Raw genomic sequence first — 19,513 nt, forward strand, 5'->3', positions numbered from 1 at the left:
CTAGATGGCGTCGGCGTCGGTTTCACCGGTACGGATCCGTACCACCTGCGACAGCTCAAACACAAAGATCTTACCGTCACCGATGCGTCCGGTGCAGGCGGCTTTTTCAATAGCAGCGATCAGGCGATCGACATGTTCATCCAGCGTGGCAATCTCCAGTTTGACCTTAGGTAGAAAATCCACCTGGTATTCTGCCCCACGGTAAAGTTCGGTATGCCCTTTTTGCCGACCGAAGCCTTTCACTTCAGTGACCGTTAAGCCTTCCACACCAATCTCCGCGATGGCTTCGCGAACATCGTCCAGCTTAAAGGGCTTGATGATGGCACATACAAGCTTCATAGATGTTTCCTTCTGGGTTTATCGTTATGATTGCCATCTCTATAAGGAAATCGTGTGCCAATTTTTCAAGAGATTGAATATCAATGAATAATTTGATTTGAAACGTTGTAGACATAAAAAAACGCACCAGATAGGTGCGTTTATTCCCAGCAAAAGTGCAGCTTTAGTAGGCGCCGTTGCGTTTCGCTTGCTGGCCGGCCACAAATACCTGCCATTGTTCTATCAGGGCAATCAAATCCACCAAACCACATTCAGCCTGGAGATTATCTTCATCCAGTGTTAGTTCACTGCCAGCTAATTTATCCGGCAAGGGTTCATGCTCCTGCTCCAGTAAAGAGTGATGGCAAACCAACACATCACCATCTTCGACAAACAGCGACCAGTTTTTGCCCTGGTGTTGCCAACTGCAATGCTGATCCAGGGTATGCAGCTCACGCAGCAACAAATGATAGCCAGCCTGGTCCAGCACAAACTCATCCAGCAAAAAACGTGCAATCGCATCCTGCTCGGATGGCAACTGCAAATTGAAATTACCTGTGTCGCGGCTGTAATAAAACTCGTAATCCACAGTGCTTACCTCCTGCTGTCGATTATAGCTCAATGCAAGGCGCTATGCTGGATGCCGGGCCACTCAATGCACTTATTTATCTGCTGTGCATTGGTAACAAGAGGGCTTCCGGGGGCAACTGGTACCGCGTGAACAAATAAGTTGTGCAGGCTTCTCCAAACTGCGGCTTATCCAGTTAATATTCAGAATGTTGGCAACGCTGATCAGCGGGCTTCGTACCGAGTTGGGGATCCTGGCGCCACCTCCCTCGGCGATACACAGTGCCTTCATATCGGCCGCCAGACTATCCGCATCCAGGCCTTGAGCTTCCAGTGCCGGATTAAGATCAATCCCGGCGCAAAGCACATGCGCATTACCGGCCAGATCCGTAACCCGCACCGATTCACAGCAGTAGATGCGCGGCCGGCCATGCACATCCAGCAGCGACAGTTGTGCCGAGCTGCCCTCACCCGGCACATCAAACATACGAAAAACAGCCCAGTGCTGGCATGGGTCCTCCACTGCCCGCATATTGCCCCAGGGTAGTGGAATGCCATTGCCCCGATACACCGCTTTTAACTTCCCCGGCGTATAAGCATCAAAGTAATGCCAATGCGGATAGCTGGATACCGCCGTCATCCGCCGCATTGCGACCGAAGCCGATACCTCAGCCAACTTATGACTGCTGATTTCATAACCATGGCGGTCCAGCAACTGGCGAAACGGTACTTTCGGGCACAACAATGCACCGGCAAAAAAACTGGATTCAAAATCACGCCAGGCATGCAGAATATCTTCCGGCGACACCCGGTCGGTGACCATAGCACCGGAGCTGTGCGCGCCCCCAACCGACATCGCACTTTTCACGCCATCTTTGTGGTGCAAAACAGCATGGCCAATATGTACCGCCAGCTCGTATTTGAGCCGGGTTGGGTACTGCTGCAACAACCGGTTCAGTTTTAATATTTTAGGGGGTTCGAACCAGGAGGTAGGCACATTGTTGCTGCGCACACCCAGCTCATCCACCACCTCTGCCGGCACTTCATCAAACCAGCTGATCTGCAACCCCTGGGCCTTCGCCAGCTGCAGCAAATCCTCGACACTCAGTGGCATGCGCTTTAAACCAATCTCCTCTGCGGCCCGTTCCAGCTCGGGAAAATGATTTTGATGATGCTCCTGGTGTGCCCGGATCAACAGCTGGGCAAACTGGCGTGAGCTGGTCCCGGTTTGCGATAACATTTCCGGCAAAGCAATTTGCAGGATATCTGGTGAGAATAAAAAACCCGGCTCCAGTGGCATGCCATGAATGCCGCCACGGCTGCCTTTATTCGGAATAATATCTTCCTGCTGCTCCTCACCATCCAAAAACCAGTCCAGTGGCTTTTGAAATACCTCGGCAATCACTTCCAGCATCTCGACACTGGGCACCCGCTTACCCCGCTCAATCATCGATAAATAGGAAACCGAAGGCGCGTACTCCGGGCTCACCCGGATACAGCGCGTAGACAAGTCCTCCATGGTTAAGTGATTGCGTTTACGCAAGTTTCGTATTTTTGTCCCCAAAAAATGGGACTTTCGCAGCAAGGATTTATTGGCTTTCATTTTGTAAAATTCACACTGTAAAATTTTTATTGTCAAATTACTCTCAAAATTAGCCTAGACTAAAAATCGAGCAAGGGCAATAACTCCCTGCCGGTACCCGACAGCACCAGTGGCATGAACCACGGGCAAACCATACGGATAGAGAGTGAGGAATTGACAATGAATACGATGACACAAGCCGCTACCGCCAAACGCGATGTTCAACCGCTGATCCAACAAGAGATCAGCCAGATCCATCAATTGAACGAGCACCATGTGCAGCAAGTCATGGCGTATTCCAAAGGCCTGCTGGATAAATTATTTCCATTGACAGAAGGCTCGCACCGCGATGTCTGCCAGTACGAAGTCTACTATCAGCATTTGCTGGCATTCTTCGCCGATGGCCGCAAAGCGGGCTTGCAACAACCTGGTCAGTTTGTCGCCTTGTGCGGCCGCAAAAGCGCACCGGATGCCATTGTATTGATGCAGGATGGCCGCCACGTCGAAATCAGCCTGGGCCACTGCGAACACAGTGATGCTGCCGGCATCAATGATATTCAGATTGAATTGCCCGAGCAGCAAGCCTGGTTTAGCCTGGTGCATGGCTGCCAGTTGGCTGCCGAGCCAAAACAATTCACCGCACCGGATGGTGAGGATTACCGGATTGGTTAATTCATGGTTCAATCAGGGCGGCCATACCGCCCTGATGTTAACTTAACAAGCTCAATGCTTCAGGCACAAAGGGTCGCCCTCGAGCATTCACTGCGGTGCCAATCACCAAAGCCTCCAGCATCACTTTCTGATCGCGACTGCGGATCACCTGCTGCCGAAAACCAAAACGCAGTTTTGAAATGGGTTCATAAGCGACGGTAACAGCAAAGTGATCGCCACTTTGCAGCGGTGCTTTGTAATCCAGTTCCGAGCGTACCACCACCAGGTTCACCTGTTGGCGGGCCAGCTCGGCGAAATCAATGCCTTTGCTGTGCAAAAACTCATGGCGGGCATGCTCCAGGTAGTTGAAATAGACCCCATTATTGACAATGCCCTGCATATCGCACTCGTAGTCACGTACTTTAAAGTCAACAGAAAACACCGGCTGCTCTCCAGATGCTGATGGCCGTAATAAGATGGCTCAGTTTACCAAGGAATGGCGGTTAAGTGGTCGGCTATCTGGTAGCATTCAGCGATTTGGCTCGTCCGGATCGTGCCAATGGGCTTTTCCGCGATCTGTTTTACGTCGTTTAAAAAGAGAACCGTTTCGTTCCGTCCATTCGCTGTATTTTCGGTGCACCCCGCGGCGCATCGCTGCCGAGGAGTTTTCCAATACATCTATCCCAACCAGCACAGCCACCACCAATAAAGACAACTTAATGGCCGCTGCATCCTGACCAATGCCAATGCAAACACCCACAGCGGCTAACATCCAGATGGTGGCCGCTGATGTCACGCCCAGCACCATGCCATCGCGGGTCAGCATCACACCTGCGCCCAGGAAACCTACCCCGGTAATCACCTGGCCGATAATACGGGATGGATCAGTTACTTCAGTATTGGTCGACACCGAGGCGGCAATAAACACATAAGTGCCAAGCACAATCAAAATTGAGGTGCGAATACCAGCCGGCTTGCCGCGCAATTGCCGCTCTAGGCCAATCACAAAACCACAAAACAATGCCGTGGCTATTTCCTGCCAGGCCAGTGGGCTGAGATCAAGCAGTTCGGTCAGCTCCATCATTGAGGCCCTTCCTGCAGCTTCAGCGTTATCGCTGCACCATCGGCCTTGCCACAATCATTCAGCGGTTGAATGCTGGTAATCGCCAACAATGGAATAATCTGCTCACCGCTGTCTGTTTCACACAAAAGGTATTCCTGCTCTGCCGTATTGTGGGTGCCTGCGGCTCTTACTGTCCGCGAGGTCCCATCCTGCAAATTCAGCAATAGCAGCTGTTTACGCAAACAAAAAATTTCTATCCAATCATGCTGATCGCAGTCGATAATCATGATAGTTTCCAAAGTGATGAGACTGATCTGAGTGTAGCTGAGTTGCAGCTAAAGTGGATAGCAGGTTCTACAGTATCTTTTGACTGATTTAAGCAGCAGTGAATGCCTCAAGCGACTCCCCTATTCGTCCTTCAGTTACAGGAACAACTGATGATAAGTATTCCAGACACAGCCCGTCTTCGTTTTACCCTGCTTGGCATGCAGGATGCCGAGCTGTTGTACGAAGTGGATCAGGACGAAGAAGTGATGCGCTACTTAAATGGCGGTAAGCGCAGCAGCATGGCCGATATTGAACAGACCATGCTACCCCGCATCGCGAAGTACCTCGATCCAGCACTTGGTTTTGGCATCTGGCAGGTGCGTCGGCTAAGTGATCAGGCCTATTTAGGTTGGGTGCTGATCCGGCTAACGTTGACTTCAACAAGCCCTAGTTTAAAGCTGCAAGAACATGCTTCGGATCCCGCTCAATAGCGCGCAGCAAAGCCTTAGCCGGGCCGGTTGGCTCTCGTCGGCCTTGCTCCCAATTGCGCAAGGTACCTAGTTGCACATTAATCAAACTTGCGAAAGCTGCTTGCGTTAACTGTGTTTTTTGCCGGATTTCTTTTACCTTCAGGGCAGTCACATAGTATTCCCGCGATGGCTGGCGCTCACCTCGCGCAATTTCATCCATTTGCTGCACACTTTCCAGCAGTTGGTTAAACAAATTGTCGTTCATGTCACCACCTCAGCTGCTTCAGTAACCGGGTAAAAACTGCTGTTTCTACAAAGATCACAACGCATCCTTTCTTATACGTCATTGGCGTACTTTTTATACAAGTATGCGACACAGGTGTTGAAACGTCAATCACAAACAACAAAGGCCGCAAATGCGACCTTTATTTATTGATTTACTGAAGAAAAATTACTTTTTCTTCTTTGCCTTTGGGTTTGGCAAGTCGGTGATCGAGCCTTCGTAGATCTCGGCGGCCAGGCCGATGGACTCGTTCAGCGTTGGGTGGGCATGCACGGTCAGGGCGATGTCTTCAGCATCGGCGCCCATCTCAATGGCCAGGCCGATTTCACCCAACATTTCACCGGCATTGATACCAACGATGGCGCCACCAATAATGCGGTGACTTTCTTTATCGAAAATCAGCTTGGTGAAGCCTTCGGTGCGGGCAGAAGCAATAGCACGGCCTGAAGCTGCCCATGGGAAGGTTGCTGCTTCGTACTTGATGCCCTGCTCTTTGGCTTCTTTCTCGGTCACACCTACCCAGGCCATTTCCGGATCGGTGTAAGCCACCGAAGGAATACCGCGTGGGTCGAAGTAATGCTTCATACCAGAAATCACTTCAGCCGCCACATGACCTTCGTGCACCGCTTTGTGCGCCAGCATTGGCTGCCCAATCACATCACCAATGGCGTGGATGTGTTTCACATTGGTACGCAACTGCTTATCGACATTGATAAAGCCACGCTCGTCCACGTTAACACCAGCTTTGGCCGCATCCAGCAGGTTGCCGTTTGGCTTACGGCCAACCGCCACCAGGATTTTGTCGTAACGAACCGCTTTCTCCGGTGCGTTTTTGCCTTCAAAGGTCACGTACAGGCCGTCTTTCTTCGCTTCCACGCCCACCACTTTGGTCGACAGCATGATGGTGAAGTTTTTGCTGTTGAACTTGGTGTAAGCTTTGACGATATCGGCATCGGCTGCTGGCACCAGTTGGTCGGCAAATTCAACCACTGATACTTTGGAGCCCAGAGCCCGGTACACAGTACCCATTTCCAGGCCAATGATACCGCCACCCAGCACCAGCATTTCGCCAGGAATGTCTTTTAATTCCAGCGCGCCGGTCGAGTCGATGATGCGGTCGTCGTCTTTTGGAATAAACGGCAGCGATACTGGCTCAGAGCCGGCAGCAATCACAGCATGCTCAAAGGTAATGGTGGTATCGCCCACCTGCAGGGTGTTGGCACCGGTGAACTTGCCGTAACCGTTGACGACGTTGACTTTACGCATCTTGGCCATGCCATCCAGACCTTTGGTCAGTTGACCAACCACTTTGTCTTTCCAGGCACGGATTTTGTCCAGATCAATCTCCGGCGCACCAAAAGTTACGCCGTGGGATGCCATTTCTTTGGCATCGTCGATCACTTTGGCAACGTGCAACAAGGCTTTGGAAGGGATACAACCCACGTTCAGACAAACACCGCCCAGGGTGCTGCGGGCTTCTACCAGGGTTACGTCCAGGCCTAAGTCGGCAGCACGGAATGCTGCGGAATAGCCACCAGGGCCTGCGCCCAATACCACGACCTGCGTTTTGATCTCTTTGCTCATCGTTATACCTTTCACCTTGTGAACCATAGTGGCAGCGCGCGTACTGAGTGGTTGCTTACAACCGCGCAGGCTGCCGACGAAAAATGTTGCTGAATTTTAGCATTCAGCCTGAATGATGTCTTGTAACTTTTCAGCGCAGCAACAAAAGTTTGATGACCGACACCGCCCATGTCGCCACCCATAGTGTTGATTTAAGGAGTTAACCGGGTAGCGCACGCAGACACGCCGTAAACCCATCCCTGGGGGCTGGTTTGTGAACTGCATCCATGCAGTTCCCCCTAAAGGGCCAGCTCAGCTGTCCAAATTCGCTCCCGGCGAATTTGTTGCCACCCTGGCAAAAAGCGTCTGCTTAGCGTACCCGGTCAACTCCTGGCCAGCCTTGTTGTAACATCCAAAAGAACAACAACACGGCTTCAGCCGGGATTACATAATAATCTGACGAATATCCGCCAGATAGCTCGCCAAAGTAGCAGTAAATCGTGCCGCCAGCGCACCGTCAATCACCCTATGGTCGTAGGAGACCGACAATGGCAGCATCAACTTCGGCTCAAACTCTTTTCCATTCCATTTCGGTTTGATTTCCGATTTGGACACGCCAAGGATTGCCACTTCAGGCGCATTCACAATCGGGGTAAAGGCGGTACCACCAATGCCACCCAGGCTGGAGATGGTAAAACAGCCGCCCTGCATGTCGGACGAGGTCAGCTTGCCATCACGGGCTTTGGCAGAGATCTCCATCAACTCTTTCGACAGTTCAATCACACCCTTGGTGTTAACATCCCGCACCACCGGCACCACCAGGCCATTCGGCGTATCAACCGCGATACCCAGATGGACGTATTTTTTCAGGATCAAGCTCTGACCATCTTCCGACAACGACGAATTAAAGGTCGGGAACTCTTCCAGCGCCTTGGCCACCGCTTTCATAATAAACACCAGCGGGGTGTACTTCACGCCCAGCTTTTTCTTCTCGGCCAGTGCATTCTGCTCTTTGCGGAACTCTTCCAGCCCGGTGATATCGGCTTCGTCGAACTGGGTGACATGCGGAATACGCACCCAGTTGCGATGCAGGTTGGCACCGGAAATCTTCTGAATACGGCTTAGCGGCTTTTCCTCAATCTCACCAAAGCGGGCAAAATCCACTTTCGGCCAGGCCAGCACGTCCATGCCAGAGCCAGAGCTGACACTGCCAGACTCCACCTGCTTCACCACCGCTTTGACGTAGTTCTGCACATCTTCACGCAGCACCCGGTTCTTGCGGCCAGTGCCTTTGACTTTGGCCAGGTTGACACCAAACTCGCGCGCTAAGCGCCGTACCACTGGTGACGCATGGGCATAAGCTGCATTTTCAACAAACTCATCCTTGCCGGCTGCTTTGCTGTCGCCGGCAGCAGGCTTGCTGTCTGAGCTTGCTTTACTGTCCGACTTGGCCGGCTGCTCCGTCTTTGCATCGGCCTTGCTCTCAGCTTTTTTCTCGCTTTGGGCTGGCTTGCTGGCCTTGCTGCCAGAACCTGCCACTTCAAACACCATGATTAAACTACCGGTTTTGACTTTATCACCGGTGGTTACCTTGATGGCTTTCACCGTACCGGCAAAGGGTGCCGGTACTTCCATCGAGGCTTTATCGCCTTCCACCGTCAGCAGAGACTGCTCGGCTTCGACGCTGTCGCCAACACTGACCATGATTTCCGTGACTTCAACTTCATCGCCACCGATATCCGGTACTTCTACCTCTTTCTCTTCGCTACCTGCCGCCTCATCGTCTGAAGCATCATCAGCGCTATCCTTGGCAGCCGTATCCGATGTGGCCGCTTCGTCTTTGTCTGCAGTGTCGGTCTTTTCGCCATCTGCCGCTTCAAATACCATAATCAGGCTACCGGTTTTCACTTTATCGCCGGTACTCACCTTAATGGCTTTGACCACGCCGCCTTCGCTGGCAGGTACTTCCATCGAGGCTTTGTCGCCTTCTACCGTCAACAGGGACTGCTCGGGCTCCACCGTATCGCCAACGCTGACCAGAATTTCAGTCACTTCAACTTCATCGGCGCCAATGTCCGGCACATGAATTTCAATACTCATTGGTCATCCTCTTAGGCGTACAGTGGGTTGATTTTATCGCTGTCGATGTCGAATTTTTTGATGGCCTCAGCCACCACCGACTTCTTCAGCGTGCCTTTTTTCGCCAGTTCATTCAGCGCTGCCACCACAATGTAGCCAGCATTCACTTCAAAGTGACGGCGCAGGTTTTCGCGGCTGTCGGAGCGACCAAAACCATCGGTGCCCAGCACCTTGTAGGAATCGGCCGGCACAAAGGCCCGCACCTGCTCAGCGTAGCTCTTCATGTAATCGGTGGCAGCAATGGCTGGGGCACTGTTCATCACGTTGGCGATGTACGGCACTTTTTCCTCGGCTTCCGGGTGCAGCATATTAAAGCGCTCGCAATCCTGACCATCCCGCGCCAGCTCGTTGAACGAGGTGACGGAATAAACATTGGAACCAATGCTGTATTCTTCGCTTAGGATTTGCGCGGCCTTGCGTACTTCGTTCAGGATAGTGCCTGAGCCCAGCAGTTGCACCTGCGCTTTATCGCCAGTCAGGCTTTCCAGCTTATAAATACCACGGCGGATCCCGTCTTCGGCCCCTTCTGGCATAGCACCATGGTGATAGTTCTCGTTCATTACCGTGATGTAGTAATACACATTCTCCTGCTCCGGCCCGTACATCCGGCGAATACCATCCTGGATGATCACCGCCAGCTCGTAAGCGTAGGTGGGATCATAGGAAATGCAGTTCGGTACGGTACCGGCCTGAATATGGCTGTGGCCATCTTCGTGCTGCAAGCCTTCGCCATTTAGCGTAGTACGACCGGCCGTAGCACCCAGCAGGAAGCCACGCGCTTGCTGATCACCCGCCAGCCAGGCCATATCGCCGACCCGCTGGAAACCAAACATCGAGTAGTAGATGTAAAACGGGATCATCGGCAAATCGTTGGTACTGTACGAGGTTGCTGCCGCCACCCAGGACGACATTGCGCCCAGCTCGTTGATACCTTCCTGCAACACCTGGCCCGACACATCTTCTTTGTAGTAGGACACTACAGAGCGATCTTCTGGCGTATAGCCCTGACCGCGCGGGTTGTAAATCCCAATCTGACGGAACAAGCCTTCCATACCAAAGGTACGGGCCTCATCGGCAATAATCGGCACAATCTGCTTGCCGATGTGCTTGTCTTTTAACAGAATGTTCAGTGCACGCACAAAACCCATGGTGGTGGAGATATCGCGCTTTTGCTCTTCCAACAGCGGCTCGAACGCACTGAGCTCAGGCAGGGTCAGCTCAGCGCTAAAGCGTGGTAAACGCACCGGGGTATAGCCATGCAGCGCTTTACGGCGCTCGTGCAGGTAGCTGTGCTCTGGTGTGCCTTCTTCCAGCGTGATGTACGGCAGTGCATCGACTTCGTCTTCGCTGATAAAGTCTACCAGCTTCAAACGCTTGCGAATTTGCTTCACATGCGTCATGTCCATTTTCTTCACCTGGTGAGCAATGTTCTTGCCCTCAGCCGCTTCACCCATACCGTAACCTTTCACGGTTTTGGCCAAAATCACGGTTGGTTTATCGCTGCACTCCTGCGCCGCTTTAAAGGCTGCATACAACTTGGATGGCTCGTGACCACCGCGTTTTAACGCGAAGATTTCTTCATCGGTCATGTCCGCAACCAGGGCCGCCGTTTCCGGATAACGGCCAAAGAAATGCTTACGCACATAAGCGCCATCTTTGGATTTGTAGGTCTGGTAATCGCCATCGACGGTTTCGTTCATCAGCTCCAGCAATTTGCCGGTGGTGTCTTTGGCCAGCAACTTGTCCCAGCCACTGCCCCAGACCACTTTGATCACGTTCCAGCCAGCGCCACGGAACAGGCCTTCCAGCTCCTGAATGATTTTGCCATTGCCCATCACCGGGCCATCCAGCCGCTGCAGGTTGCAGTTAACGAGGAAGCACAGGTTACCAAGGCCCTCACGCGCAGCAAAAGAAATGGCACCACGGGATTCCGGCTCGTCCATCTCACCATCCCCAAGGAAGGCATAAACGCGCTGCTGGCTGGTATCTTTTAAACCACGACCGTTTAAGTACTTTAAGAAACGCGCCTGATAAATGGCGGCAATCGGGCCCAGGCCCATCGATACCGTTGGGAACTGCCAGAACTCTGGCATCAGTTTCGGGTGCGGGTAGCTCGATAAACCCTTGCCACCGACTTCCTGCCGGAAGTTATCCAACTGCTCAGCCGTTAAGCGGCCTTCGACAAAGGCTCGGGCATAAATACCAGGAGAGATATGGCCCTGATAAAACACCAAATCGCCGCCGTCTTTGTCGTTTGGCGCACGGAAAAAGTGGTTGAAACAGGTTTCGTAAAACGCTGCCGAGGACTGGAAAGACGCCATATGGCCGCCCAGCTCCAGATCTTTTTTCGAAGCCCGCAATACGATCATGATGGCGTTCCAACGGATCACCGAACGAATGCGCCGTTCCAGATTGACATCGCCAGGGTAAGCAGGCTCATCCTGTGGCGGAATGGTATTGATGTAGTTGGTGGTGACGCCGGTAGGCATGTCCACCCCTTCCAGCCGGGCTTGCTCCAGCACCTGCTCCAGCAAAAACTGGGCACGCTCAACACCTTCTTCACGGACCACTGACTCCAGTGCTTGCAGCCACTCTTTGGTTTCGAGTGCGTCGATGTCCACTTGACTGACTTCAGACATATCGGGATTCCTTTGGTTGTTCACAGTTCAGGATTGCATCCTGTGTTAATGTGCATCGCCCTGTTGCGAACGGCGCAATGAACGCTCCAACCGGGAGCGCTCTTTGCCCACTTCAAGCAGAGCTTCTTCGATATAGGCCAGGTGCCGGTGGCTTGCCTGACGTGCTTTTTCCGGTTCGCCCTGAACAATGGCCTCCATCAGGTGTTCCCGATGGGCGTTCAGTTGCGCCTTGATTTCTGGTTTTTGCTGAATAGTAGCGAGGTTGGCATGAATATTTTGCTCAACCAAAGGCGTCATACCACGCACCAGGTGCAGCAACACCACATTGTGTGAGGCTTCCGCCACCGCCTGGTGGAAAGCGCTCACTGCATAGGACTCGGCCGCTAAATCGGCATTGGCTTGCGCCTGGCAAATGCTTTGGTAGCGCTGCTCGATTTGCGCGAAATCTGCAGCTGTACCGCGCAGCGCTGCATAGTAAGCGCATATGCCTTCTAAAGCGTGGCGAAACTCCAGCAAATCAAACTGCGACTCCGGATGGCGGGCAATCAGCTCAAACAAAGGGTCGGTCAGCCCAACCGCCAAATTATCGCAGACATAAGTCCCTCCACCCTGACGCCGCTTGACCAGCCCCTTGGCTTCTAATTTTTGGATCGCCTCACGCAGCGACGGCCGCGATACTTCAAACTGCAACGCCAGCTCACGCTCTGGCGGCAGCTTTTGCCCGGGCGTAAAACTGCCCTCCAACAGCATGTGTTCCAACTGCTCGACAATGCGATCCGATAACTTGGCTGGTTTAATAATCAAAAGCGCTATCCACAGTCTAAATTGCACCAACGGTGTAAATTGGTAAGACCAATTAGCCGATAGGGTGGTTAAGGTATCAGTTTCTGCCTAACAAGTAAATAAAGCAGAAGAAGGTTGCAGATGCAAACCGCCAAAAAAGTTAGAGCTAAGGCTCTAACCAAACCGTGATTAATGGGAACAAACAGAATTGGTATGACCAGATTAAGTGACGGCAGATACAACAAAGCCGCTACAACAGAGCGGCTTTGCTTGTAGAGCCAATGAATAGAGTGAAAAAGCTTAGCCTAACCAGCCCGCCAGTGTCAGGATGGCAGTCAAAGCCAGAAAGAACAAAATATTACGTTTGGCCAACTGCACCATGGTTGCCGTTTCCTCCGCCGTATTGAGTATGCTTTCATCAATCGGCTCGGCTGCAGTGGCAACATCCAGCACCACCTGCTCGTTTGGGCTGGTGAAGTCCAGGAAATACCCCAGCAAAGCACTGGAAGCACGGGAAAAATAGCCCACCAGGGCAAAACCAATGCCAAACAAACGCGCTGGAAACCAATCCGCAATATGCATCAGCCGCTGGTAAGCTGGCGTGCCTTCATGCTCTTGTTGCAGCAAGGCCTCCAACTGCAGCATTTGTGGATCCTCGCTGTAGCTGGGCTGGTTCAACTGGCGTAAAATGACGTAGGTAATAATACCAAAAGCGCCAAATGGTAAAAACCAGAACAACACAGCTGCATAATAACGGAAATTCAGCCAAATCAGGCTTTGGCCGTAGCTGGCATCGTCTGATTGCAAACCGCTGTGTTGACGAATTTGCTGCATCGCAAGAAAAGCGGCTTCATCATCATTGCGGTCTTGCGCATTTAAAAACTGCTTGTACAGCTGACGATAATGCCAGCAACCGATGGCCAGCAACAACAACAGCGTATTAACCAGGGTAGTCAGCAACCACAGATCGATCAGGCGTAGCAATAACCAAACCAGAAAACCTGGTAGCAAGATCCAGGCATATTGCCCAATCGGATGCTTCGCGATCTCGGCCAGCTTGCTGCCGGCAGTCAGTGAAAACCAGCTTTTAACATAACGACTGCCCTGCCAGAGTTCACTGCGGGCAGCCAACCGTTCAATAATCAGGGCCAATAACATACTTACTAACGTCATAAAGTGCTCTCCTGTAATGCCGCCTGGTAACGCCGCCAGTCAAATGCCGGTCCTGGATCCGTTTTACGTGCCGGGGCTATGTGCTGATGCCCAACAATACGTTCTAACGTGATGCCCGGATACTGCCGCATCAACCAGAGTGTTAAGCCCGTTAAGCTCTGGTACTGTGCATCAGTATACGGCAAATCATCGGTGCCTTCTAACTCAATACCTATCGAAAAATCGTTGCATTGTTCCCGGCCATCAAAGCGGCTAATGCCGGCATGCCAGGCACGCTTGTCAAAGGGCACGTATTGCCAGATTTGACCATCACGCCAAATTACACAGTGGGCTGAGACCCGCAAATGCGCAATTTCAGCAAAAAAAGGGTGAGCCGATGCGTCCAACTGGCCGAGAAAAAAATCATCGATATAACGCTTTGCCGCCCCGGCAGGAACAAATTGGCCCGGAGGTAAACTAATGTTATGTATCACCAGCAAACAAATACGATCACCGTCCGGCCGTTGATCGCAGTGCGGCGACTGGCGTACAAGATCCACTGGCGCTTGCAACATAATTTTCCTGTTGGCATTGGCTACTTTGGCCGTATCATAGCACTACACAACAGCAGGCTCTATAAAAAGAGAAGCAAATGACAGATAAGCAACCAACTGAATCGACAGAATTTATCGGTAAAAGCTTTACCGTGATTGCCTGGCTTCTGCTGCTTGGCCTGCTGGTCTGGTGGTTTCAGGGTTACTTGCACCATCAGAACAACCCAAATCAGCAATTGCACAGCATTCAGGGCGTACAGGGCGAAACACGCACGACCTTGGTGCGTAACCGCTCCGGTCATTATGTTGGTACCGCTCTGATCAATGGTCTGCCCGCCGATTTTATGCTCGATACCGGTGCCACCACAGTGGCTGTTTCCGAACAAGCTGCGCGCCGGCTTGGCCTGCGCAAAGGACAGCGTATTCAGGTGATGACGGCCAATGGCATTGCCGATGCCTGGCGCAGCCAGATTGATGAACTGCAATTGGGCGATATCCGGCTGCATCAGGTAGACGCCAGCATAGTGCCCAATCTGGGCGGTACCGAGATTTTATTAGGCATGAGCGCCCTGAACCAGTTAGAATTCAATCAACAAGCCAACCAACTGACTCTGATACAACGTTGATCCTATGTTGATGACCATTACCGCTGAACTGCAACACCATATACGCGCTTCTGTTGCCACTGCCCTGGCTGAAGATTTAGGCAACTTACCGGTTGAACAAGGTGATATTACCGCCAGCCTGATCCCGGCCAGCCAGCATGCCAGTGCCACCATTATTAGCCGGGAAGCAGCCATTATTTGTGGCGTTGCCTGGGTGAATGAAGTGTTCCAGCAGCTAGACCCCGGCGTACAACTGGACTGGCAGGTAAAGGACGGCGACAGCGTCGCTCCCAACCAACTGCTCTGTCGCCTGCAGGGCAATGCCCGCAGCCTGCTGACCGGCGAGCGCACTGCATTGAATTTTTTGCAAAGCTTAAGTGGCACCGCCACCACCACCGATCTCTATGTACAACAACTGGCAGGCAGCCGCACCCAGTTACTGGATACCCGTAAAACCTTGCCTGGCCTGCGGCTGGCACAAAAATATGCCGTGTTGTGTGGCGGTGGTCAAAACCACCGTATCGGCCTGTTCGACGCGTTTTTGATTAAAGAAAACCACATTGCCGCTGCCGGTGGCATCGATAAAGCAGTGGCTCAGGCCCGCAGCAATTTCCCAGGTAAGCCGGTGGAAGTAGAAGTGGAAAGCCTGGCAGAGCTGCAGCAGGCTTTAACAGCCGGTGCCGATATTATTATGCTGGATAACTTTAGCCTGGCCGATATTCAGCAAGCCGTTGCCATCAATCAGCAGCGAGCCAAACTGGAAGTCTCCGGTAATATCACCAGCGAGCGGTTGCGCGAGCTGGCTGCCACCGGGGTAGATTTTATTTCCTCCGGCGCTTTAACCAAGCATGTGCAAGCCATTGATTTATCCATGCGGTTGCAGATTAGCAGCTAGCTTCTACTCTGAAGCCGTATGGCAGCGGCTTCAGTGCCGCTTTGCTTTGCCTGGCATTACCACCAAAAAAACTGACATGGAACTGTCGGCTTCTGTTACACTCAAACAGGTACTCACCATAACCCTGAACACAAGCCATGCAGCAATCAGAGCAACCGCGTACCGGGCGGGTGGTGTACTGGCAGGATGTGAAAGGCTTCGGATTTCTGTTCTGCCAGCAAAGCCAACAAAAGCTGTTTTTTCATATCCGTGACTTTGTCACCAAATCTGCTCGCCCGAAGCTAGGTGACGAAGTGCAATTTTGCCCGGGTACCGACAAACGCGGCCGCCCGATTGCCATTCAGCTGCAATTTACCGAAGCCGACAAACAACAACCCCAACCAAACAAAACCAGTCAAAGCATTGATTTGGGCTATGCCGAAGATGTGTCACTGTATTTTCGTAGTGGCTTTTTAATGCTGCTGGTCATTGCCTTGCTGTTTGGCAGCCTGCCCTTTGTGTTGCCTATTTTGTACCTCGAAGCCAGCCTCTTTACCTATTGGTTGTACCAGCAAGATAAGGCTGCAGCGATTAGCGGCCAGGTACAGCGCCTGCCGGAAGAAAGCCTGCAACTCTATAGTTTGATCGGTGGCTGGCCCGGCGCTTTGTTGGCACAAAAGAAACTGGCACATAAACGCCGTAAGTTCCGTTTTCAGCGCGAATTCTGGCTGGTGGTGCTGGGTAATGCCCTGCTGATCGCCTGGTTGCTAAGCCAACATGGCCAGGAATTTATCGGCCGGCTGGCGTTGTTTGGTTCATAAAAACGTCAGCTTTTAAGCTGTAACAGGGTTATCTGTTGATGCAAAGCAGGTAAGTCTTGCTCGATGGTTTTCCAGACTATTTCAAAGTCAATTTTGAAATAACCATGCGCCAGCGCATTTCTCATTTGGTAGGCATAAGCCAGCGGAAGATCGGGATGTGCCTGGGTAAATTCAGGAAAATGCTTTTCAATATTGCGGCTGGCCTCCCCAATCACTTCAAGATTACGAATCACCGCATCCTGAACAAGCTCACTGTCAAGAAAGCTTAGTTCATCCATATCCTCGGTGTAGCTTTCAATTCGTTGAATGGCTTCAGTGATATGACCAAGATAACCGTAAAGTCTGGTCAATTTGCCACTCATACAGGGATTGCTTCCGAAAGCACTTCAGCACGAAAGGTTTCAGGCAAAGCAGCAGGAGTTACCACATCCACTGGCACTTGCAGCAACTGCAGCAATTCATGCCGAATAGCCCCAATGTCGAATAAAGTGGTGTCTGGTGTCGGGTCAACCAGAATGTCCAGATCGCTCAAGTCGGTATCATCACCACGCACCACAGAACCAAAAACCCGTGCATTTTTAGTGTTATGGGCAGCAATAATGGCGCGAATCTCAGCTCTGTGCGAAGCCAATGCTATGGATGGTCTCATTATCACCTCACTGTATTCATTCAGTGCATAAAGCAATCATTTATTGCAGTGTACATACTGACAGATACAAGTACCCGTAAAGCAGTAACTTTAATAAGTATACCATGATTTTTGTGGTACTTGAGTGGCAGCTTCAATTTGTCATCATCCGCTGGCTCAACGGATAAAATGAGCAGAAAAAAATGTGAATCTGCCCCCTAAACTTCAGTGTGCCTTGCATTGAAAGCGGGTATAGGAATATACCGTTTCGCGAACCTGAGGATGGAAAGCGCCCAAAGGCTCTGAAACTCGCATCTTGAGGTCACTTGGGTATATACTCAATCTATTCAATCATTCATCTGAGCTTGTCATGCCACCGCGTATCGATGACCCCGTGCACCAACAATTGGTGGCTCTGGCCCGCGCAAATCATCAGCTGGATGCACTCTGGTTGTATGGTTCCCGCGCCAGGGGCCAAGCCTCTGTACAGAGCGATTACGACTTGGCTGTGCTTTTTTCTTACTATGAGCCGGATCCCCTGGAGCGTCGCCTGACCCCGGAGCTGCTAGCGTTGGATTGGCAGCAACAAATGCCGGGTAATCAGCTGTCGGTGATTGATATCCAACAGGTGGCGCTGCCTCTGGCATATACCGTGATCCAGGACAACACCCTGTTGTTTTGCCGCAACGACTTCGCCCGGCTCGAATTGGAGCGCCGGCTAATGTCCAAATGGGAGCTTGATCACCTGTATCATAAAACCCACTATACTTAGGTTGAGCCATCTGAGGTAGCTATGCGATTGACTACAGAACAAATTAAGCACATTAAATCCGTTGTGGCTGATGAGTTAGGCGAAAAGGCCACTGTGACTTTGTTTGGCTCCCGGCAGCAGAATGAGAAGCGAGGTGGCGATATTGATTTACTGGTGAGCTCTACGATGGTTATCGAGCAGCCAGCTCTGGTCGCCGCCAGACTAGAAGCCAAAATTATACAGCGCATTGGTTTGCAAAAGGTTGATGTATTGCTGAGCGCTCCAAACCTGCAACATTTTCCTATTCACGCCATAGCAGCGAGCGGAACCCCTTTATAATGCCAACATTTGATGAACAACAACGACTGGCTTTTTTGATCCGGGTGATAAAAAAAGAGCGTACCCAGTTGGAAATAACACAACAGCGTTTGTTTAGCGAAGCGGTCACTGCGAAACGTTTGCAAGACCTAGAGCGCGACCCAGCTTTTTCTGAACAGCTGGATGCTTTTGCCAGTCGTTTTGCCAGGCTGCAAGATAATGTGGGTGATAAGTTGTTGCCTGCTACCTTGTTGGCACTCGGTGAGCCTAAGGGGCCTGTCCTCGATAACCTGAATAAAGCAGAACGCTTTGGTTGGCTCGATTCAGCTGAAAACTGGCTGCTCGCGAGGCAATTGCGAAATAAAATGGTGCATGAATACATCGAAGATCTGACCATTCTGGCCGATGCACTCAATACCGCCAGTCAATTTAGCCCTATGCTTCATCAATTTGCAGAGCAATTAATTCGAGCTCTGTCACAGCGGAATTTATTACCCGATAGCAGCGATGCAAGCTAAACCTCATTGTTTCACCTAAACCTGCAGCAAGCATGACTGTAACCGTGGTGCTTTCTGCCAAAGAATATGCCCAGTTGGAAGCATGCAGGGCAGAACGTTTGCAAACAACTCTGCTGGCAGGGCTTTAGGAACTAGAATCTGCCTGGATGATGGGAAGCTGACGCCAGCTTTATACCGGTACAGAACACATACCGCGATGCCAGGGCGGTAAAATGGCATAAAGCCCCCCTTTTATGGCTAGTTTCCCGAAAACAGATCCTCCGACGACTAGTACTTTACTACTAAATAAAATTGCCTAAATTAGCAACAAAAGCAATAAAAATTAGTTCTATATCAATGAAGTAAAAAAAATTGACAGAAATAATTCTCCGTACCTTGCGAAATCTGAAATTTGCCTCAGAATAACAAGTAGCCTATCGGGCTGTTAACAACTCAGGAGTTTACCCATGAAAGCAATCAAACAAACCCAACAGGGTTTTACTTTAATCGAACTGATGATCGTTGTTGCGATTATCGGTATTTTGGCGGCTATTGCTATTCCACAGTACCAAGATTACACCGCCCGCACTCAAGTCAGTGGCGGTTTAGCTGAAATAACTGCTGCACGCTCTAATTACGAGTTAGCGGTTGTTGATAATCGTGCCGACGCATTTTACACACCAGATAATATGGGACTTCCTACATCGACTAACCGTTGTAGTGCAATTGCTGTAAACGCACCTGTAGCAGGCGTTCAAGTAGCTGCTATAACGTGTGCTTTAACTGGTAGTCCAAATGTGACAGGCGCGCTAATCCGTTATGGTCGTGAAGCTAACGGTCAGTGGGCGTGTACTATTACTAATACGCCTACAGGTTGGAAAGAAAGCTATTTACCAACTGGTTGCACAGCTGTGTAATCACATTCTTAATATTTAATAGAAACCCGACTTAACCGTCGGGTTTTTTTATTTCCAATTGCAGGATCAGG

The 19,513-nt window shown here is 51.2% G+C and carries 24 protein-coding genes; 9 read left to right on the top strand and 15 right to left on the bottom strand.

The features are described 5' to 3' along the window. From glnK to ABC502_RS04220, 3 genes are all read right to left on the bottom strand, one after another. Nucleotides 1-339: a P-II family nitrogen regulator gene (glnK, locus tag ABC502_RS04210; RefSeq protein ID WP_091343543.1), complete on the bottom strand. Its 339-nt coding sequence runs from the start codon at nt 337-339 to the stop codon at nt 1-3. 163 nt (nt 340-502) lie between these two features. Next, on the bottom strand, nt 503-907 hold the full coding sequence (locus ABC502_RS04215; RefSeq protein ID WP_330086546.1) for a YacL family protein: 405 nt from the start codon (nt 905-907) through the stop codon (nt 503-505). A gap of 72 nt (nt 908-979) precedes the next feature. Further along, nucleotides 980-2,488, bottom strand: coding sequence for a DUF3612 domain-containing protein (locus ABC502_RS04220; RefSeq protein WP_345914968.1), 1,509 nt, complete (start codon nt 2,486-2,488; stop codon nt 980-982). Between the two features lie 159 nt (nt 2,489-2,647). Here ABC502_RS04220 and ABC502_RS04225 point away from each other — a divergent pair, with 159 nt between their 5' ends. Beyond that, nucleotides 2,648-3,139 carry a malate synthase gene (locus ABC502_RS04225; protein ID WP_345914969.1) on the top strand — a complete coding sequence of 164 codons (492 nt, stop codon included), beginning with the start codon at nt 2,648-2,650 and terminating at the stop codon, nt 3,137-3,139. Between the two features lie 37 nt (nt 3,140-3,176). On the opposite strand, the gene ABC502_RS04230 is transcribed toward ABC502_RS04225, so the two are convergent. From ABC502_RS04230 to ABC502_RS04240, 3 genes are all read right to left on the bottom strand, one after another. Continuing rightward, nucleotides 3,177-3,560: an acyl-CoA thioesterase gene (locus tag ABC502_RS04230; RefSeq protein ID WP_345914970.1), complete on the bottom strand. Its 384-nt coding sequence runs from the start codon at nt 3,558-3,560 to the stop codon at nt 3,177-3,179. Between the two features lie 87 nt (nt 3,561-3,647). Beyond that, a complete protein-coding gene (locus ABC502_RS04235; protein WP_345914971.1) occupies nt 3,648-4,202 on the bottom strand; it encodes an MgtC/SapB family protein in 555 nt (184 codons plus the stop codon). Further along, nucleotides 4,199-4,468 carry a Rho-binding antiterminator gene (locus ABC502_RS04240; RefSeq protein WP_345914972.1) on the bottom strand — a complete coding sequence of 90 codons (270 nt, stop codon included), beginning with the start codon at nt 4,466-4,468 and terminating at the stop codon, nt 4,199-4,201. Before ABC502_RS04240 ends, ABC502_RS04235 begins: the two co-directional genes overlap by 4 nt. Nucleotides 4,469-4,618: 150 nt before the next feature. Here ABC502_RS04240 and ABC502_RS04245 point away from each other — a divergent pair, with 150 nt between their 5' ends. After that, nucleotides 4,619-4,939: a hypothetical protein gene (locus tag ABC502_RS04245; protein WP_345914973.1), complete on the top strand. Its 321-nt coding sequence runs from the start codon at nt 4,619-4,621 to the stop codon at nt 4,937-4,939. Here ABC502_RS04245 and ABC502_RS04250 read toward each other — a convergent pair. From ABC502_RS04250 to ampD, 7 genes are all read right to left on the bottom strand, one after another. Then, complete coding sequence (locus ABC502_RS04250) at nt 4,896-5,183, bottom strand: helix-turn-helix domain-containing protein (RefSeq protein WP_330086537.1); 288 nt, start codon at nt 5,181-5,183, stop codon at nt 4,896-4,898. The genes ABC502_RS04245 and ABC502_RS04250 overlap by 44 nt on opposite strands. Before the next feature lie 186 nt (nt 5,184-5,369). Further along, complete coding sequence (gene lpdA / locus ABC502_RS04255) at nt 5,370-6,785, bottom strand: dihydrolipoyl dehydrogenase (RefSeq protein ID WP_330128034.1); 1,416 nt, start codon at nt 6,783-6,785, stop codon at nt 5,370-5,372. Nucleotides 6,786-7,208: 423 nt separating this feature from the next. Continuing rightward, nucleotides 7,209-8,864, bottom strand: a complete 1,656-nt coding sequence (aceF, locus tag ABC502_RS04260; protein WP_345914974.1) for a pyruvate dehydrogenase complex dihydrolipoyllysine-residue acetyltransferase — start codon at nt 8,862-8,864, stop codon at nt 7,209-7,211. An 11-nt stretch (nt 8,865-8,875) separates the two neighbouring features. Continuing rightward, complete coding sequence (aceE, locus tag ABC502_RS04265) at nt 8,876-11,542, bottom strand: pyruvate dehydrogenase (acetyl-transferring), homodimeric type (protein ID WP_345914975.1); 2,667 nt, start codon at nt 11,540-11,542, stop codon at nt 8,876-8,878. A 45-nt stretch (nt 11,543-11,587) separates the two neighbouring features. Beyond that, nucleotides 11,588-12,355 (bottom strand): pyruvate dehydrogenase complex transcriptional repressor PdhR, encoded by a 768-nt coding sequence (gene pdhR / locus ABC502_RS04270; RefSeq protein ID WP_330086828.1) that lies wholly within the window; start codon nt 12,353-12,355, stop codon nt 11,588-11,590. Nucleotides 12,356-12,625: 270 nt separating this feature from the next. Then, a complete protein-coding gene (gene ampE, locus ABC502_RS04275; RefSeq protein ID WP_345914976.1) occupies nt 12,626-13,498 on the bottom strand; it encodes a regulatory signaling modulator protein AmpE in 873 nt (290 codons plus the stop codon). After that, nucleotides 13,495-14,052 carry a 1,6-anhydro-N-acetylmuramyl-L-alanine amidase AmpD gene (gene ampD / locus ABC502_RS04280; RefSeq protein ID WP_345914977.1) on the bottom strand — a complete coding sequence of 186 codons (558 nt, stop codon included), beginning with the start codon at nt 14,050-14,052 and terminating at the stop codon, nt 13,495-13,497. The genes ampE and ampD overlap by 4 nt, the downstream gene beginning before the upstream one ends. Before the next feature lie 77 nt (nt 14,053-14,129). On the opposite strand from ampD, the gene ABC502_RS04285 reads away from it, so the two are divergent. The 3 genes from ABC502_RS04285 to ABC502_RS04295 all read left to right on the top strand — a co-directional run bounded on the left by ABC502_RS04285 (nt 14,130) and on the right by ABC502_RS04295 (nt 16,331). After that, the gene (locus tag ABC502_RS04285) at nt 14,130-14,657 is read left to right on the top strand and encodes a TIGR02281 family clan AA aspartic protease (RefSeq protein WP_330086530.1); all 528 of its coding nucleotides are present in this window, start codon (nt 14,130-14,132) and stop codon (nt 14,655-14,657) included. A 10-nt stretch (nt 14,658-14,667) separates the two neighbouring features. Then, entirely contained in the window at nt 14,668-15,531 is an 864-nt protein-coding gene (nadC, locus tag ABC502_RS04290; protein ID WP_345915136.1) for a carboxylating nicotinate-nucleotide diphosphorylase, read from the top strand. Between the two features lie 137 nt (nt 15,532-15,668). Beyond that, on the top strand, nt 15,669-16,331 hold the full coding sequence (locus ABC502_RS04295; protein ID WP_345914978.1) for a cold shock and DUF1294 domain-containing protein: 663 nt from the start codon (nt 15,669-15,671) through the stop codon (nt 16,329-16,331). A 5-nt stretch (nt 16,332-16,336) separates the two neighbouring features. On the opposite strand, the gene ABC502_RS04300 is transcribed toward ABC502_RS04295, so the two are convergent. Together ABC502_RS04300 and ABC502_RS04305 are read right to left on the bottom strand one after the other, a co-directional pair. Beyond that, nucleotides 16,337-16,693 (bottom strand): DUF86 domain-containing protein, encoded by a 357-nt coding sequence (locus tag ABC502_RS04300; protein WP_345914979.1) that lies wholly within the window; start codon nt 16,691-16,693, stop codon nt 16,337-16,339. After that, nucleotides 16,690-16,980 (bottom strand): nucleotidyltransferase family protein, encoded by a 291-nt coding sequence (locus tag ABC502_RS04305; protein ID WP_330086525.1) that lies wholly within the window; start codon nt 16,978-16,980, stop codon nt 16,690-16,692. The genes ABC502_RS04300 and ABC502_RS04305 overlap by 4 nt, the downstream gene beginning before the upstream one ends. Nucleotides 16,981-17,329: 349 nt before the next feature. Between ABC502_RS04305 and ABC502_RS04310 the strand changes: the two genes are divergently transcribed. The 4 genes from ABC502_RS04310 to ABC502_RS04325 all read left to right on the top strand — a co-directional run bounded on the left by ABC502_RS04310 (nt 17,330) and on the right by ABC502_RS04325 (nt 19,442). Further along, complete coding sequence (locus tag ABC502_RS04310; protein ID WP_345914980.1) at nt 17,330-17,731, top strand: nucleotidyltransferase domain-containing protein; 402 nt, start codon at nt 17,330-17,332, stop codon at nt 17,729-17,731. A gap of 21 nt (nt 17,732-17,752) precedes the next feature. Beyond that, nucleotides 17,753-18,049 (top strand): nucleotidyltransferase domain-containing protein, encoded by a 297-nt coding sequence (locus tag ABC502_RS04315; protein ID WP_345914981.1) that lies wholly within the window; start codon nt 17,753-17,755, stop codon nt 18,047-18,049. Further along, nucleotides 18,049-18,546, top strand: a complete 498-nt coding sequence (locus ABC502_RS04320) for a hypothetical protein (protein WP_345914982.1) — start codon at nt 18,049-18,051, stop codon at nt 18,544-18,546. The genes ABC502_RS04315 and ABC502_RS04320 overlap by 1 nt, the downstream gene beginning before the upstream one ends. A gap of 446 nt (nt 18,547-18,992) precedes the next feature. After that, nucleotides 18,993-19,442, top strand: a complete 450-nt coding sequence (locus ABC502_RS04325; RefSeq protein WP_345914983.1) for a pilin — start codon at nt 18,993-18,995, stop codon at nt 19,440-19,442. The last annotated feature ends 71 nt before the right edge of the window (nt 19,443-19,513 follow it).

Origin of the sequence: Alkalimonas sp. NCh-2 (genome assembly GCF_039631345.1) — a bacterium.
Classification (GTDB): domain Bacteria; phylum Pseudomonadota; class Gammaproteobacteria; order Enterobacterales; family Alteromonadaceae; genus Alkalimonas; species Alkalimonas mucilaginosa.

Excerpts from the sequence above, each read along its gene's own strand:
- ABC502_RS04220 (WP_345914968.1), bottom strand. The coding sequence starts at position 2,488 with ATGAAAGCCAATAAATCCTTGCTGCGAAAGTCCCATTTTTTGGGGACA.
- aceE (WP_345914975.1), bottom strand. The coding sequence starts at position 11,542 with ATGTCTGAAGTCAGTCAAGTGGACATCGACGCACTCGAAACCAAAGAG.
- ampE (WP_345914976.1), bottom strand. The coding sequence starts at position 13,498 with ATGACGTTAGTAAGTATGTTATTGGCCCTGATTATTGAACGGTTGGCT.
- nadC (WP_345915136.1), top strand. The coding sequence starts at position 14,668 with ATGACCATTACCGCTGAACTGCAACACCATATACGCGCTTCTGTTGCC.
- ABC502_RS04250 (WP_330086537.1), bottom strand. The coding sequence starts at position 5,183 with ATGAACGACAATTTGTTTAACCAACTGCTGGAAAGTGTGCAGCAAATG.
- ABC502_RS04310 (WP_345914980.1), top strand. The coding sequence starts at position 17,330 with ATGCCACCGCGTATCGATGACCCCGTGCACCAACAATTGGTGGCTCTG.
- ABC502_RS04235 (WP_345914971.1), bottom strand. The coding sequence starts at position 4,202 with ATGATGGAGCTGACCGAACTGCTTGATCTCAGCCCACTGGCCTGGCAG.
- ampD (WP_345914977.1), bottom strand. The coding sequence starts at position 14,052 with ATGTTGCAAGCGCCAGTGGATCTTGTACGCCAGTCGCCGCACTGCGAT.
- ABC502_RS04285 (WP_330086530.1), top strand. The coding sequence starts at position 14,130 with ATGACAGATAAGCAACCAACTGAATCGACAGAATTTATCGGTAAAAGC.
- ABC502_RS04315 (WP_345914981.1), top strand. The coding sequence starts at position 17,753 with ATGCGATTGACTACAGAACAAATTAAGCACATTAAATCCGTTGTGGCT.
- glnK (WP_091343543.1), bottom strand. The coding sequence starts at position 339 with ATGAAGCTTGTATGTGCCATCATCAAGCCCTTTAAGCTGGACGATGTT.
- ABC502_RS04240 (WP_345914972.1), bottom strand. The coding sequence starts at position 4,468 with ATGATTATCGACTGCGATCAGCATGATTGGATAGAAATTTTTTGTTTG.
- ABC502_RS04300 (WP_345914979.1), bottom strand. The coding sequence starts at position 16,693 with ATGAGTGGCAAATTGACCAGACTTTACGGTTATCTTGGTCATATCACT.
- ABC502_RS04245 (WP_345914973.1), top strand. The coding sequence starts at position 4,619 with ATGATAAGTATTCCAGACACAGCCCGTCTTCGTTTTACCCTGCTTGGC.
- ABC502_RS04305 (WP_330086525.1), bottom strand. The coding sequence starts at position 16,980 with ATGAGACCATCCATAGCATTGGCTTCGCACAGAGCTGAGATTCGCGCC.
- ABC502_RS04225 (WP_345914969.1), top strand. The coding sequence starts at position 2,648 with ATGAATACGATGACACAAGCCGCTACCGCCAAACGCGATGTTCAACCG.
- aceF (WP_345914974.1), bottom strand. The coding sequence starts at position 8,864 with ATGAGTATTGAAATTCATGTGCCGGACATTGGCGCCGATGAAGTTGAA.
- lpdA (WP_330128034.1), bottom strand. The coding sequence starts at position 6,785 with ATGAGCAAAGAGATCAAAACGCAGGTCGTGGTATTGGGCGCAGGCCCT.
- ABC502_RS04325 (WP_345914983.1), top strand. The coding sequence starts at position 18,993 with ATGAAAGCAATCAAACAAACCCAACAGGGTTTTACTTTAATCGAACTG.
- ABC502_RS04295 (WP_345914978.1), top strand. The coding sequence starts at position 15,669 with ATGCAGCAATCAGAGCAACCGCGTACCGGGCGGGTGGTGTACTGGCAG.
- ABC502_RS04320 (WP_345914982.1), top strand. The coding sequence starts at position 18,049 with ATGCCAACATTTGATGAACAACAACGACTGGCTTTTTTGATCCGGGTG.